At 42.2% G+C, this 13542-nt stretch carries 14 protein-coding genes and 1 tRNA gene; 10 read left to right on the plus strand and 5 right to left on the minus strand.

From position 1 onward, the window contains the following. Positions 1–17: 17 nt before the first annotated feature. Together ABEB05_RS16640 and ABEB05_RS16645 are read right to left on the minus strand one after the other, a co-directional pair. Positions 18–902, minus strand: coding sequence for an ATP-grasp fold amidoligase family protein (locus ABEB05_RS16640; RefSeq protein ID WP_265791800.1), 885 nt, complete (start codon positions 900–902; stop codon positions 18–20). An 11-nt stretch (positions 903–913) separates the two neighbouring features. Further along, positions 914–1852 (minus strand): glycosyltransferase, encoded by a 939-nt coding sequence (locus tag ABEB05_RS16645; protein ID WP_265791799.1) that lies wholly within the window; start codon positions 1850–1852, stop codon positions 914–916. A gap of 92 nt (positions 1853–1944) precedes the next feature. On the opposite strand from ABEB05_RS16645, the gene ABEB05_RS16650 reads away from it, so the two are divergent. Then, entirely contained in the window at positions 1945–2775 is an 831-nt protein-coding gene (locus ABEB05_RS16650; RefSeq protein WP_265791797.1) for a glycosyltransferase, read from the plus strand. After that, the gene (locus ABEB05_RS16655; RefSeq protein ID WP_265791795.1) at positions 2776–3531 is read left to right on the plus strand and encodes a sulfotransferase family 2 domain-containing protein; all 756 of its coding nucleotides are present in this window, start codon (positions 2776–2778) and stop codon (positions 3529–3531) included. It abuts the gene before it with no gap. A gap of 14 nt (positions 3532–3545) precedes the next feature. Here ABEB05_RS16655 and ABEB05_RS16660 read toward each other — a convergent pair whose 3' ends face one another. Then, positions 3546–6020, minus strand: coding sequence for a YfhO family protein (locus ABEB05_RS16660; protein ID WP_265791793.1), 2475 nt, complete (start codon positions 6018–6020; stop codon positions 3546–3548). A 148-nt stretch (positions 6021–6168) separates the two neighbouring features. Next, a complete protein-coding gene (gatC, locus tag ABEB05_RS16665; protein WP_265791791.1) occupies positions 6169–6456 on the minus strand; it encodes an Asp-tRNA(Asn)/Glu-tRNA(Gln) amidotransferase subunit GatC in 288 nt (95 codons plus the stop codon). A gap of 163 nt (positions 6457–6619) precedes the next feature. Between gatC and ABEB05_RS16670 the strand changes: the two genes are divergently transcribed. From ABEB05_RS16670 to ABEB05_RS16705, 8 genes are all read left to right on the plus strand, one after another. Then, complete coding sequence (locus tag ABEB05_RS16670) at positions 6620–6901, plus strand: HPr family phosphocarrier protein (RefSeq protein WP_265791789.1); 282 nt, start codon at positions 6620–6622, stop codon at positions 6899–6901. Continuing rightward, on the plus strand, positions 6885–8612 hold the full coding sequence (gene ptsP / locus ABEB05_RS16675) for a phosphoenolpyruvate--protein phosphotransferase (protein ID WP_265791787.1): 1728 nt from the start codon (positions 6885–6887) through the stop codon (positions 8610–8612). Before ABEB05_RS16670 ends, ptsP begins: the two co-directional genes overlap by 17 nt. 26 nt (positions 8613–8638) lie before the next feature. Next, entirely contained in the window at positions 8639–9682 is a 1044-nt protein-coding gene (locus tag ABEB05_RS16680; RefSeq protein WP_265791785.1) for a bifunctional phosphoglucose/phosphomannose isomerase, read from the plus strand. Between the two features lie 22 nt (positions 9683–9704). After that, a complete protein-coding gene (locus tag ABEB05_RS16685; protein WP_265791783.1) occupies positions 9705–10499 on the plus strand; it encodes a biotin--[acetyl-CoA-carboxylase] ligase in 795 nt (264 codons plus the stop codon). Further along, positions 10471–11841: a tRNA lysidine(34) synthetase TilS gene (gene tilS / locus ABEB05_RS16690; RefSeq protein WP_265791781.1), complete on the plus strand. Its 1371-nt coding sequence runs from the start codon at positions 10471–10473 to the stop codon at positions 11839–11841. Before ABEB05_RS16685 ends, tilS begins: the two co-directional genes overlap by 29 nt. 5 nt (positions 11842–11846) lie before the next feature. Beyond that, positions 11847–12404, plus strand: coding sequence for a hypoxanthine phosphoribosyltransferase (hpt, locus tag ABEB05_RS16695; RefSeq protein ID WP_265791780.1), 558 nt, complete (start codon positions 11847–11849; stop codon positions 12402–12404). A gap of 98 nt (positions 12405–12502) precedes the next feature. After that, a tRNA-Ser gene (locus ABEB05_RS16700) sits at positions 12503–12592 on the plus strand. Between the two features lie 86 nt (positions 12593–12678). After that, complete coding sequence (locus ABEB05_RS16705) at positions 12679–12918, plus strand: GIY-YIG nuclease family protein (RefSeq protein ID WP_265791778.1); 240 nt, start codon at positions 12679–12681, stop codon at positions 12916–12918. A 162-nt stretch (positions 12919–13080) separates the two neighbouring features. Here ABEB05_RS16705 and ABEB05_RS16710 read toward each other — a convergent pair whose 3' ends face one another. Next, the gene (locus ABEB05_RS16710) at positions 13081–13512 is read right to left on the minus strand and encodes a secondary thiamine-phosphate synthase enzyme YjbQ (RefSeq protein WP_265791776.1); all 432 of its coding nucleotides are present in this window, start codon (positions 13510–13512) and stop codon (positions 13081–13083) included. Positions 13513–13542 lie beyond the last annotated feature (30 nt).

Here is a 13542-nt window from a genome sequence, read left to right on the forward strand (position 1 = left end):
TTTAACTGTTTTGGTAGTTACGTTAATTCTCTGTTGAGGTCAAGCCAAGATCCTACTTTATATTCCAGCTCTTCAGGTTGAAAAGGGACGAAACCGTTTCCGGGATAGTTAGTCAGTTCACCAAAATAAATGTGATTTTCTAACAAGTATAGATCCACACGTATAAAACTGAAATCAGCCGCCAAAGCTTCGGCAATGTTAATCGCCTCATCAATATTTTTGGGGCATTGCACAGGTTGCTCGTAGGGAGGATAAAGTAGCCTGCCTTCAATAGGTTCAAAATCGGGATTAAATAAATTTCGTTTCTGATTGCCAAAGCGATCGTAGTCGACCTGTATTAGTTTCACTTTCCCATGGAAACAAAACAATTTATAGTCTTTGGGGATGGTTCCTTTTTGAGTGAGCAGTAATTCTTCAGCAAGGATTTTTCTGGGTAATCCCTTGTAGGCCCACTCTCGTCCGAATCGGTAATAGTTGGTCTGCTTCCACTCTTCTGTACTTTGTTGAATAGTGTTTAAGTGTTCGTTCTCTTTGTCTCTTATTATTGAAAGCATTCCGCAGCCGTGGTTGGCTTTCAATACAAATTGTTGGGGTAGAGATTCCCAAATGGGTTGGGTAAGGGTATCAAAGGAATCTATGAGTGGAACCAGATGACTTTTGCCTATTTTTTTGTCTACCCAATCTCTGACTGCAAGGCGGTTTGCTGCTAGTTGCCGAAGTTGTGTTCGTTCGTTAAGCTTTATCCATTGTATTTTTTCGGTAAATTTTTGAGGATTTTCGAGATCAGGCCATTCATCCAGCTCCAGCCAGTAGCGCACTCTTGCATACCACTTGTCGGAAAGCAAATGTCTGTAAAAACCCCAGAAGAGTTTTCTGAGTATCTGTTTAATACCTCTTTTCATATTCTTGATATTTATGGGGAAGGAGTTTGAGCATTTATCCCAAAATATCCTTCTGCTATCCATTTGCGAAATTTAATGAGCATCAAGGCCTTCGGAAGCTGTAAGGAGAATGCATAAGGAAAAAAGAGCAAAAAGGTAGCAATTATTTTCAAAAGTTCTCTTACTATTTCTTCAGTTCTTTGATTGGGTTCATTTTGTACCTGTAGGGCGATGCTTTCTCCCAGCCCAATAGCCTGTCGGCGAATATATTCCTCGGTAAGCCGTTCTTCATTAACCCTGTGAAAGAGTTTGGCTTCCGGCAGGTAGTGGATATCTATATTTTCAGCTCTGATCCGTCGGAAGAGTTCTTTTTCTTCACTGGCTTTCAGCTGATTACCTTTGCGTCCAAGTTCGGTATCAAATCCACCCAGCAGGCCAAAAATATTTTTACGAAACCCCATATTACCGCCAAAGGGATATTTATTTTGAGGATATTTCCTGGGGGAATCACCAAGATCATGATGTCCTAGAAGGGGTAATAAAAAATGGGACATCCAATCGGGACGCGGATCATCGAATTGTACATGAATTTTGCCGCCGGCCGCCAAGGCATTGGGATTGCTCGAAAAGAAAGAGACCCAGCGGGGAATTAGTTTTTTTGTGGCCCGTATATCATCATCCAAAAATACAACACGTGGAGTTTGAGCCTCCTTTATGCCTCGGTTTCGGGCATGCGAAAGACCTTGTTTTGTCTCTTTGATATATCGGATGGTATTACCATCTTTAGCGTACTGCTGCTGATAACCTTTAACGACTTCCGGTGTTGAGTCGGTAGAATTATTATCAATAATAAGCAATTCTGCCGGTTGGCTGGTAAGGCCGGACTCCACGAGGGATTGCAGGGTATCGTCGAGATAACCAGCGCGGTTATAACTACAGATAATAAAAGAAACTTTTGAACGCTGTTTCATGCTAAAAGGTATGATAACCATTATTGGAAAGCTTGAAAATACATTTTTTACCGTGAATAATGCCAATTTTCAAATAGATTGCACTGGGAACTATGGATAAACCATTGGTATCGGCTGTGATTACAACCCACAACCGGTTACAGCTCTTGCCACGGGCCCTCGATTCGGTAGTTGTACAGAGTTATGATAACATAGAATTAATCGTAGTTGATGATGGTTCTCATCAGTCAGCCCTGCCTATTGTCGAACCTTATTACGATGCTATTTCTCTTCACTATATTCGCAATGAGGCTCCTATGGGAGCATGTAAAGCGCGGAATCAGGGAATAGAAGAAGCTTCTGGAGATTTTATCGCAGGACTTGATGACGATGATGCATGGACAGAAGATCGTATAGAAAAACTGATAGAGGCATATTCTGATGAGTATGCATTTGTAACTTCGGATGTGCGCATGATGTACAAGAAAGGAGTTCCTGTCTGGCAGAAGCCTGAAGTGATAACGCTTGAAGATCTCCTGTATACCAACTATGTCGGCAATCAGGGATTGATAAAAAAAGAGCGCATACAGGCCGTGGGCGGATTTGATGAATCCCTGGATGCCGCACAGGACTATGACCTATGGATTCGATTGGCAGAAGAATACGGACCCATTCGAAATGTGCAGGAGCCTTTACAGGAGGTATACTTGCAACATGGTGGGGAGCGTATTTCTAACCCTAGGGATCAGCTCAGAGGTTATTTAAAGTTTTATCAGAAACACAAGGATAAGATGAATAAGAGACAGCGCAAGTATCAGCTGTATAATATCCGGAAGGCAACAGGGAAGGTAACCGGTTTTACCGATTTAGTGGGATGGGTACCTCCCCATCGCTATTGGAAGGAGGCAAAAAGTTGGCTTGCGGAAAAACTTTTTACTACTTAAATGGGTTTATTGAAGCGTAATTGGGAAGAATTACGGCTATATTACCGGTACTTCTGTCGCATGCTGGGAGTTCCTGGTTATCAGGTGCATCAAATATACCTGTCTGATCAAGGACTGATTTATATTCCGATCCCCAAAAATGCCTGCACGTCTATTAAACATGCCCTGCACGAAATAGAATTCGGTAAGCGTTTCGATGCGAACCTTCCGGAATTCAGCGATTATCGGGAGCATCACGACTATTTTAAAAAACGCCCCTTTGCTTTTACGAGCGTATCTACCCTTCAGAAACGAACAGATACGACCCGCTTTGCACTGGTACGGGATCCGGTAAAACGGTTAATCTCTTGCTATCGCAATCGTGTGCTGGATTTAGGTGACTTAGAATCCAGCCAAGAAACACTGAAAAATGAGGGATTGCCAATAAATCCGGACCTCAATACTTTCGTTTTGAATTTAGTAGAATATCGCCATATCAATAAAAGTATTGAGCACCATTCACGTCCTCAATACGAATTTTTGGGCGAAACAATCGATTATTTAGATAGAATTTTTACGCTGAGTGAGATTTCGGAGTTGGAAGAAATGCTTCAGCGTTTTAAGCCCGGTTTAAAGTTACGCCAACGTAAAACAGGGGGAACAGATATTACTCTGGATGACATATCCAGAGAAGCTTTGGATGCGGCTATTGAATTTTATAAGAAAGATTATAAGCTGCTTGGGGACTATTTTAGTCCGGATGACTTATCTAAATAGTAGAAGTTAATACCTTAATCAGATCGGTAAATGCCGATCAAGGTCATGCCTCCGGCAATCCACAATAGGATATGACCCGCCCAGGCGATACGTTTTCCCCACAAACTGGAAGCAGGTTCGAATGTCATGCGGATGGTGTGTTCTCCAGCCGGAACCTGAAGTCCGCGTAAAACAAAGTTAGTTTTGTAAATTTTGGCTTCCTCTCCATCAATAGTTGCCTCCCATCCCGCCGGATAATAGATTTCGCTGAGTACCAGGAACCCTTTCTCAGAAGATGAGGTCTCTAACTCTATTGTTTTGGAATTGTACGTTGTTACAGAAACCTGGGCATTAGTGTCGGGGGTAGCAGTGATTGCATCACTGCTTTCTACAATAGCGGTTGTGGCAGGGGTGAAGTTCGATTGGGGCTGCATTCTTTCAGCAGCTTGTCGCGGGCTGTTAACAGTTATAACTGAATCTACAAAAAACGCTTTAGGTAGTACGTCGTCATTCCGATAAACACGCTTGGCATCCTGACTTTCTACCTCGGTATAACCACTGAAGGTAAGAGACTGCTGTATGGTGATATACTTAACATTCAGCATGTCGAGTATGGGATCATTGAAACCCCTATTGCCATCCATCAAAAGGTAATCGATAAGATCTTGGTAATGTCCCAGCTTTGCACCGGTATATCCGCCAATAGTTGGATAGAAGTAGGAGGGGATAGCATTGTTAAATGCATTATCAGCCCGTGGATAAACTCGGTATGGATACCCTTCATCTGACTCGATATTTTTCATGATAAACCGATCGACTTCTGTCTGTTGCTGGCGGATCAGCTGTTCTGCTTCCAGGCGTTTGGGAACCATTTGGTCTTCGCTAACATAGCGGTTGCCTATACTTAGCATATCGTAGGCAGTAAGTAAAAGTAGTCCGATTAAGAAATATCCCTTGCTTATTTTTTTTCTTACGAGCAGCCAGATAAGTGCTCCCGCCAGCAGAACGATTACAAGGTAACGTATGGAATCACTACTTGCCATTTCCCTGCGCTCTGGCTTTACCCGGGTATTAATAAAGTTTTCAATCTGCTGACGCACCTGGGGATTCTCCGGAGAAACATTATTTTGCTGAGCTACCTGTTGTGCATACTGATCCATTTCCCCGGGCTTATCAAAGGAGAGTAAAGTATCGCTGGCCAGTGAGAACAGGATACCGAGTGCAAGGGCAATTCCCAGCGGCAAGTATAATTTTTTAAGAGATGCTTTCTTATTTTGGGCAATATCGAATAGAGCCTCTATTCCATAAACAGCCAGAACAGAATAGCAGAAAACCGTGGCGATGAGCCATGTCTCTGGCACACGGAATTTGTCAAATAAGGGGATATAATTAAATGCAAACTCATTAAGGAACAGAAAATTATTTCCCAGAGAAAAGAGAAGGGTCAGCGTACCGACTCCAAAAAAGACATACTTTATTTTTTTTCGATAACGAAATAACCCAATCAAGGCCAGTACGAAGGCTATGGCTCCCAGATAATGAGGTCCACTTGTAAACGTTTTTGGTCCCCAGTATGCTTCGCTGGATGATCCTCCGTAAATGCCGGGGATGATGAGTGTCAGAAGCTCTCCAACCCCCTGGGACCAGCTGAAAGCATAGTCGAGTGAAAGTCCACTAGTTTGTGAACTTCCCAGTGAAGATCCCCCTCGCATGCTGTACTGGGAATACTCATAGAGCCGCCAGTATATATCGATACTGCAAATTATAGCAAGTACCCCAGCACCAAAGGCGATACCTGTCCGTTCGAGCCAATCTTTAATATCCTCTTTTTTATAAGCCATCCAGCTGTCATATATCCACCAAAAACCGAGCAGGTATAAAAAGTAATAGGTAATTTGGGGATGATTAGCCCTTAGCTGTAACGCCATAGCAAGGGCGAAGATAAAAAACGCTGCTAATTTGCGACTGGAACGGGATACCATATAGTAACCGGCAAACATCCAGGGTACAAAGGAAAAGGACATGAATTTGCCGTAGTGCCCTGCTTCAATAATAATTGGAAGGTAGGTCGTAAATCCAATGAGAATAGATCCCAACGCCGCCGAAAATGGTCGTACTCCCTGTATAACAAAGAAAAAGTATGCTCCACTGAGCAAGATCCAGAAAAAAGGAAGAGGATGGGTATCACCTCCAACCCATTTAAAAAAACTGTCAATGTTCGGAGGGGACGAAGGATTATGGAGCACGTAAGAAGGCATCCCGGAAAACATATTGGAAGCCCAATTGGGATGTTCACCGTCGTGCGCTTCCATATGTTGAATGACGGATTCTGCCCCGGCGCGGTACTGCAGCACATCATTGCCCAAAAATTGGTGTCCCCCAAAAAAGATAGCCGAATAAAGGATAAGCGGAAGCAGAAAGAGAACAGAAAGAGCTATCCAGTGTTGTTTCGACCGGGATAGGGTTGAGATAAAATCTTCCTTCAGGGTTTGCTTCTTTTGTTTATCCAAAGCAGTGAGGGTTAAGGCTGAGTATTTATCCTATATTCAGAGATAGATTGTATGCCCGCTTCTATAGCAGACAAAAAAAGTAATACTTAAGAGTCAGCAGATTGGGTAAAACTTCAGAATAATGAAAGCAGCAGATATTGCTTAATTATTATTCAATAACACGTGGTACCCGAAAGTAGTCGCTATCGGCATCCGGCGCATTTTTAAGTGCTTCCTCGTGATCTACAGGTTCTTTCGCCTCGTCGTTGCGCAGACGATATTCCAGATCAATGACATGTTCCAATGGTTCAACGTTGGAAGTATCCAGCTCTTCTAACGTTGTCATGTAATCCAAAATCTGGTTCATATCATTAACTAATGAGTCGCTTTCCTCTTCGGTAAGCTGCAGATGAGCCAGATCAGCTACATATTTAACATCTTCTTTTGTTACAGACATGAAATTTTTGATATTTAATTCGTTTCAAAATGAATCGTAAATTAATAAAACATTATAGAAATCGGCAATTAAATACTATAAACATTTTTTCGAAAAAAGTATGTTAAAGTGCATGGATAGTTAATGTAATTATTGGCATTTTAAACGATAAATAAAACTTTATATGATCAAAGAAAAAGTTACTATTGTGAATAATGCCGGACTTCATGCACGTCCGGCGGCGGCGCTTGTTAAATTAGCCAGCAAATTTGAATCTGATTTTTTTATCCACATGTATGGCTACAAGGTAAATGGGAAGAGTATTTTAGGTGTGATGACTCTGGCCGCTGAACAAGGAGCCGAATTGGAACTTGAGATTGATGGTCCGGACGAAAAGGAGGCCGCGGAATCGATTATTGAACTGATTGAAGATGGATTTGGTGAGGTGTATGAAGAAGATGAGTGATAATTTACAAGCGGAGGAAGTATTATTGAAGGGAGCTGCCGCTGCCCCCGGGATTGCTGTGGGCAAGGCAAGCTTGTACAGGCAGCGGCGTCCACGTATATATGGTCAGAATATTACGGATGACCAGGTAGGTCACCAGTTGGAACGTTTTGAGAAGGCACTGGATGTAGCCCGGGAAGAACTCGACTCATTGCGCGCAGATCAAGATCATGAAGATGCCTCAGATCTGCTTCAAACACAGATTCAGATGCTTGGCGATCCCGACTTGCACAGTCGGATAGAAAATGAAATAAAAAATAATAACAAGGCTGCGGATGCCGCTATTGATAAGGTATTTGAGGACTATCTGAATGTAATGAAGAGACAAGAGGGGGTGCTGAAAGAGCGCTCTGTGGATATATCGGATGTGCGAGATCGACTGATACAAATTGTTAATAATGAAGACGGGAAACCGAGATTCGAGCCGGGAACAATATTAGTAGCCCATAACTTAAGTCCCCGTGAGGTTATCGAATTCTCCGAAAATAATATTGCGGGTATTATAATGGATAAAGGAGGGACGACCTCACATGCAGCTATATTGGCTCGTGCTATGCAGATTCCTGCTATTGTAGGAGTTAAGGATGCTTCAGAAACCATTGGCGCTGATGAACTTTTGATTTTGGATGGAGTTGAAGGTTCGATCGTAGTTAATCCTTCAACGACAACACGAAAAAAATATGATGAGCGGATTAGCAGGGTGGCCGAGGAACATTCTCGTGAGCAGGCCTTGTGCGAGAAGAAGAGTGAAACTGCGGATGGACATCCTTTTGTTCTTCGGGCAAATGTGGAGTTTCAGGAGGAATTGAATTTTGTAGATATCTACCAGGCAGAAGGTATTGGATTGTTGAGAACGGAGTCGATGTACCTGCATCAGTCTTCTTTTAGAGACGAAGAAAAGCAATGTGATTTTTATCGTACTGTATTGAAGGCAACCCACCCGCATCCTGTTACCGTTCGTCTGTTTGATGCAGGGGGAGATAAGTTTTTTGATTTAGGCCAGGAAGAACAAAATCCTTTTTTGGGATGGAGGGGCATCCGAATGTTGCTGGATCAGCGACCTCTGTTGGAACAACAACTGAAAGCTATATTGAAGTCTGCCGGAACCTATCCGGGCCGTACCCGTATTTTAGTCCCGATGGTTACTACCCTTGATGAAGTCGAGATCATTAATAAGACCGTCAAAAAGCTGCAGAATCAATTGAAAGAGAATAACTGTAAGGTAGACGAAGATATAGAGGTCGGGTTAATGGTAGAAGTGCCGAATGTAGCCGTCCAGGCAGAGGATTTTGCAAGAAAGACCGACTTTTTAAGTATAGGAACGAACGATTTAACCCAATATCTCTTAGCTGTTGACCGGGGTAACGAACGTATTTCCAATTTATATGATCAGCGTCATCCGGCAGTATGGAGATTAATCCAAATGGTGGCAGAAGCGGGGAAGAGAACGGGGACTCCTGTCAGTGTTTGTGGAGAGCTATCCTCCGATCCCGTTGCCGCTTGCTGTCTTTTGGGAATGGGAATTAATGAATTAAGTATGACACCAGCCCTGCTGCCTAAAGTAAAGCAGGCATTATGCAGCCATACTTTGAAGGAAATGGATCAACTGGTCTCTGAGGTATTAAAATGCACTACAACTGCTGAAGTAGATTCACTGTTTTCCAACTTTTAAAATAAACGCACTACCTCTAAAGCATTATGGATTTATCTTCTATTCAATCAGTGGATACCCAGAATATGTGGGATCTGTTAAAGGATTTTCCCGATCAGTGGGCTGAGGCAATAAGACTGACTGATGATATTGAACTTACGATTGATAAAAAACGTATTCGTACCATATGTCTGGTAGGGATGGGAGGATCTGTAACGGGCGCAAAGCTGATCCAGGCATATAGTTATTACAGCTGCCCGTATCCGGTTACTGTTGTACAGCACTACGAGATACCCAAATGGGTGAATGAACAAACCTTGTTTATTGGCTGTAGTTTTTCCGGAAATACGGAAGAAACATTGAGTGCTTTGACACAGGCAAGAGCAAAGGGGGCACAAGTCATTGGCATCACTTCCGGTGGTGAGCTTATGTTGAGAGCAGCTAAGGAAGAATTTGACTACGTGAAAATTCCCGGGGGCATGCCGCCCCGTGCTGCATTGGGGTACAGCTTTGTGCCGTTGTTTTGGATTTTTCAGCATTTGGATTTTTTGGATGAGGGAACAGATGCCCTGGATGAAACACACCGCCTGCTAACTGAACAGAGTGAACTTTATTCCAAATCCAGTGATAATGAAGCTCTGAGCTTAGCTACTGATATTAATGATACGCTTCCTATTATTTATTCGGATGCCATAACTATGCAACCGGTAAATTTACGATGGAGACAACAGTTTGGAGAAAATGCTAAAACACTGGCTTACGGCAATACATTACCTGGCATGAGTCACAACGAAATTGTTGGTTGGGAGCGCATCGTGCATTTGACAGGCCGGCTCTCGGTATTGATGCTGGTTGATGAGGCCGATAATGAACGGGTAAAGAAGCGTATGGATATTGTTAGGGAACTGATTGAAGACCAAACAGCTTCTATGCACCTGTTGAGAACCCGGGGAGAAAGCAGGCTTGCACGCATGTTTTCACTTATCCAGCTGGCTGACTGGACCAGCTTTTACCTGGCTATGCTAAATAATATTGACCCGACCCCTGTCACAAAGATTGACCTGTTGAAAAGCAAGCTTGCAGAGGCTTAATCAAAATATTTAATGATCTGTTTTGAGTAACTTTTTTGAGGTATCAACATTCAGGCAACATTTGTCTACCCAGTGGCTAGGTCAGGATATTAGATATTTTGAAACATTACCTTCTACCAATACTTATAGTAAAAAGGTTAAAAATAATGAAGTGAACCATGGTACGCTTGTTATAACAGATGATCAAACAGCCGGACGTGGCCAGTATGACAGATCCTGGCAGGGGGAGAAGGGGCAAAACTTAACATTTTCAATTATTCTCAGACCTCAAAATCGCGAGGGGTTTCATGCCTTGACACTCTCCTGTGCCTTGGTCTTGGTTGAACTGCTAAATAGTATAGTGAATCATAATTGTGCCTGTATCAAATGGCCGAATGATGTTCTGTTAAATGAAAAGAAAGTCGCCGGACTATTAACGGAAACCGTTTATTTGGGCAATAGCCTTGCCCGACTGATTATTGGAATAGGTTTTAATGTAAACCAACAGAACTTTCGGAAAGATTTAGTATCCACTGCCACTTCAGTCCGTTTGGAAAAGGGGGAGCCCGTATCTCGTGAAATTCTATTAGCTGATTTGTTAAGTCGGATAGAATACAAATATCGGCTGTGGCAACAAAAACAGACAAAACTGTTGAGAAGGATTAATCGGAATATACAAGGATATGGCCGTTGGGTTACTTTGCAAGTGGATGGCAAACTATTATCTGACCATTACAAGCTTATCGGTATTAATGAAACGGGCCGGCTGTTGGTTTTGAATAAGGAAGGCGGACTTCAATCATATGCATATGAGCAAATCCGAATTATCACCGATTGAAGAGACGGTGGAACAGAATGTGACCACTACTTTTGGAAAGAAAAAGACTCCAAGCTTTATACTTGGTGTAAGCGGTGGCATGGATTCTATGTGCCTTCTGTATATTTTTAAAAAACTTGGCATTTCTACCTTCGTAGTTCATGTTAACTACAAAAAACGAGGCCGGGCTTCTGAAAAAGATGAACAACTGGTTGTCGATACGGCCCGAAAGTGGGGAATCGATTGTACAACTTTTGAAGTGGAGCCAAAGGAGGGAGAGGGATATAATTTCCAGCAATGGGCGCGAAATAAACGATATGAGCATTTTGAAGAAGTATTAGAGCGTAAAAAGGCAGATGGAATAGCGGTAGCTCATCATCGGGATGATCAGATTGAAACTATTTTGCAAAAAATATTTCGCGGTGGTGGACTGGCAAGTTGGTCGGGAATGGAAGTTTGGGATGGGCGTGTTTTTCGTCCCCTGTTAACGGTCAGTCGCGAAGAAATAAAGACCTATGTTGAGAAAAATGCCATTTCCTATCGAACAGACGAATCAAATCTAACCTCAGATTTTGCCCGTAATTTACTTCGGAATGAATGGCTGACAGAGCTTTCGAACTTCTTTCCAGGCTGGAAAAAAAATGTACTTCGTATTCGTAAACAGGCCGGATGTTTTGAATATGCCTTACAGTGGATTGCAGATAAAGTAACAGACGAAAATGGAATTATTAGAAAACAGTTTCAAAGTCTCGAGGAAGATCTTCAAAAATCCTTACTGCTACACTTGCTCAAAAAAGAAGAGGAGGGAATTGAAGTAACGAACCATAGTTTAAGTCAGATAGAAAAGTTAGAAACGCTTCAAACAGGGAAGACAATTCAGTTAACCGCTGATTATCTGTTGTTGAGAGACCGGGAGTATTATCGCCTTATTAGTGGCGGTCCAGAAGAAAAAAAAGTTATCGAAACATTATCCAGAAGCCGTGTAGCAAGTAATTATAGGTATAATAAGCTTCTCCTGACAATCAGTGAGTGTACCTTTTCTGAAGAGCTATTCAACGATAAAACCCTTTTTATGGATGTTGATAAGATTTCCTGGCCTGTGACCCTTCGCCATTGGTGGCATGGAGATCAGTTTAAACCCCTCGGAATGCAAGGTCACCAATCCGTGGCTGATCACCTGACAAATCGGAAAATAAGTGCAGCTCGTAAACGAGATGCCTTTGTAATAGAATCTTTTGAAGAAACAATCTGTGCTGTTATCTTTCCGCCAATAAAAAAACGCATCAAAATTGGTACTATTTCCGAAGAGGTAAAATGCGAAGTCAATACGGGAAAGTGCCTGGAAATTAAATACAGTCAATAGATTTAATGTCGCAATACAAGCCTCAAACCATTCAATGTAATGGAGAAACGTTCCGGATATATTTGACCGATAATAAGATTGAAGAGCGTGTCTGTGAATTGGGAGAGGAAATTGCACAGGAATACAAAGATAGACATCCTATTTTTATAGGAGTGCTCAACGGAGCATATATTTTTCTCTCAGATTTGATGCGGTATGTTGAGATTTCCTGTGAGGTGGACTTCCTGAAGCTTAGCAGTTATGGGGATGAAAAAGTGTCATCAGGACAGGTAACTGACCTGAAAGATATTGATGCTAATATTGAAGGACGACATGTAATATTGGTGGAGGATATCGTTGATACCGGCTTATCGATGAAGTACCTGGTTGAAAAGCTGCAGAAGAAAAAGCCGGCTTCCATTGCAACAGTTACGCTTTTACATAAAACTGAGGCTACACATCACGATGTGCAGCTGGATTATGTAGGTTTCGAAATTCCCACACTCTTTGTATTAGGCTACGGTTTAGATTACGCCCAGGAGGGACGGAATCTGGCTCAAATTTATATCCTGGATGAAGATTAAGTTGTGTTGACTCAATATTGACCGATGTATGAAATATCTTTTTTCGCACAAATTCATTGATATAAAATATAAAACAACTTATATTTGCGACTTCCTTTGGAGAGGTGGCTGAGTGGTCGAAAGCGCTCCCCTGCTAAGGGAGTATACCCCTATACGGGGTATCGAGGGTTCGAATCCCTCCCTCTCCGCTCAACTACGCTGAAGCTTCGTTGAGCAGGCTTGCAAAAGCTTGCTCAGCGAGGCTTTTTTTTATTCAATATAAGAGAGAACAGTTATGTGGTATGTATATGTTTTGAGAAGTAAACATAAAGATTGGCAATACATTGGGTATTCCGGGAATCTAAAAAGACGTTTAAAAAATCATAATGAAGGGAACGTACAGTCGACTAAACATTATGCCCCTTTCACCCTTGAAGCTTTTGTTGCAGTGAAAACGGAGAAAAAAGCAGAAGAGTTAGAGAAATATTTTAAAACTGGGTCTGGACGTGCAGTATTAAATAAGCGAATTTTGTAGTCGACGAAGCCTTGGCGAAGTCGACCCTCTCCGCTCAACTACGCTAAAGGCCCACTACGCCGAAGTGGGCTTGGCTACGTAGGCTGTACTTCGTTGAGCAGGCTTGCAAAAGCTTGCTCAGCGAGGCTTTTTTTATTTTGGGATTTTAGCTGGGTATTATGTTCAGGCTATATCTTTTTCACCATGGAGTGTTATTACTAATTTTCTTCGCCCTCCATTATTTCTATGCTCACAAAGATAAATACCCTGCCATGTCCCAAGGTTTAGGCTTCCATCTGTAATAGGAATACTGACCGATGAACCCAGCATCGAGCTTTTGATGTGCGAAGTCATATCATCCGGCCCTTCGAGTGTATGCTCGTACATAGAGGTATCCTCTGGAACCATCCGTTTAAAATGAGTCGCAAAATCTCTCCGAACCGAGGGATCAGCATTTTCATTAATGGTTAAGCTGGCACTGGTATGTTGAATAAAGATATGAGCAATGCCGGTTTTAATCTTTTTGATCTCGGGAATTTGGTGAAGAATTTCATCCGTAATGATGTGGTAGCCCCGTGCCTTTTTAGAAAGCGTTATTTTTGTTTGATTCCACATTTTTTCCAATTAAAAAATTAAAATGAAAAA

The sequence above is a fragment of the Fodinibius salicampi genome, from assembly GCF_039545095.1.
GTDB classification, from domain to species: Bacteria; Bacteroidota; Rhodothermia; order Balneolales; family Balneolaceae; genus Fodinibius; species Fodinibius salicampi.

Excerpts from the sequence above, each read along its gene's own strand:
- hpt (WP_265791780.1), top strand. The coding sequence starts at position 11,847 with ATGTCGCAATACAAGCCTCAAACCATTCAATGTAATGGAGAAACGTTC.
- tilS (WP_265791781.1), top strand. The coding sequence starts at position 10,471 with ATGAGCAAATCCGAATTATCACCGATTGAAGAGACGGTGGAACAGAAT.
- ABEB05_RS16670 (WP_265791789.1), top strand. The coding sequence starts at position 6,620 with ATGATCAAAGAAAAAGTTACTATTGTGAATAATGCCGGACTTCATGCA.
- ABEB05_RS16655 (WP_265791795.1), top strand. The coding sequence starts at position 2,776 with ATGGGTTTATTGAAGCGTAATTGGGAAGAATTACGGCTATATTACCGG.
- gatC (WP_265791791.1), bottom strand. The coding sequence starts at position 6,456 with ATGTCTGTAACAAAAGAAGATGTTAAATATGTAGCTGATCTGGCTCAT.
- ABEB05_RS16680 (WP_265791785.1), top strand. The coding sequence starts at position 8,639 with ATGGATTTATCTTCTATTCAATCAGTGGATACCCAGAATATGTGGGAT.
- ABEB05_RS16640 (WP_265791800.1), bottom strand. The coding sequence starts at position 902 with ATGAAAAGAGGTATTAAACAGATACTCAGAAAACTCTTCTGGGGTTTT.
- ABEB05_RS16645 (WP_265791799.1), bottom strand. The coding sequence starts at position 1,852 with ATGAAACAGCGTTCAAAAGTTTCTTTTATTATCTGTAGTTATAACCGC.
- ABEB05_RS16710 (WP_265791776.1), bottom strand. The coding sequence starts at position 13,512 with ATGTGGAATCAAACAAAAATAACGCTTTCTAAAAAGGCACGGGGCTAC.
- ABEB05_RS16650 (WP_265791797.1), top strand. The coding sequence starts at position 1,945 with ATGGATAAACCATTGGTATCGGCTGTGATTACAACCCACAACCGGTTA.
- ABEB05_RS16705 (WP_265791778.1), top strand. The coding sequence starts at position 12,679 with ATGTGGTATGTATATGTTTTGAGAAGTAAACATAAAGATTGGCAATAC.
- ptsP (WP_265791787.1), top strand. The coding sequence starts at position 6,885 with ATGAAGAAGATGAGTGATAATTTACAAGCGGAGGAAGTATTATTGAAG.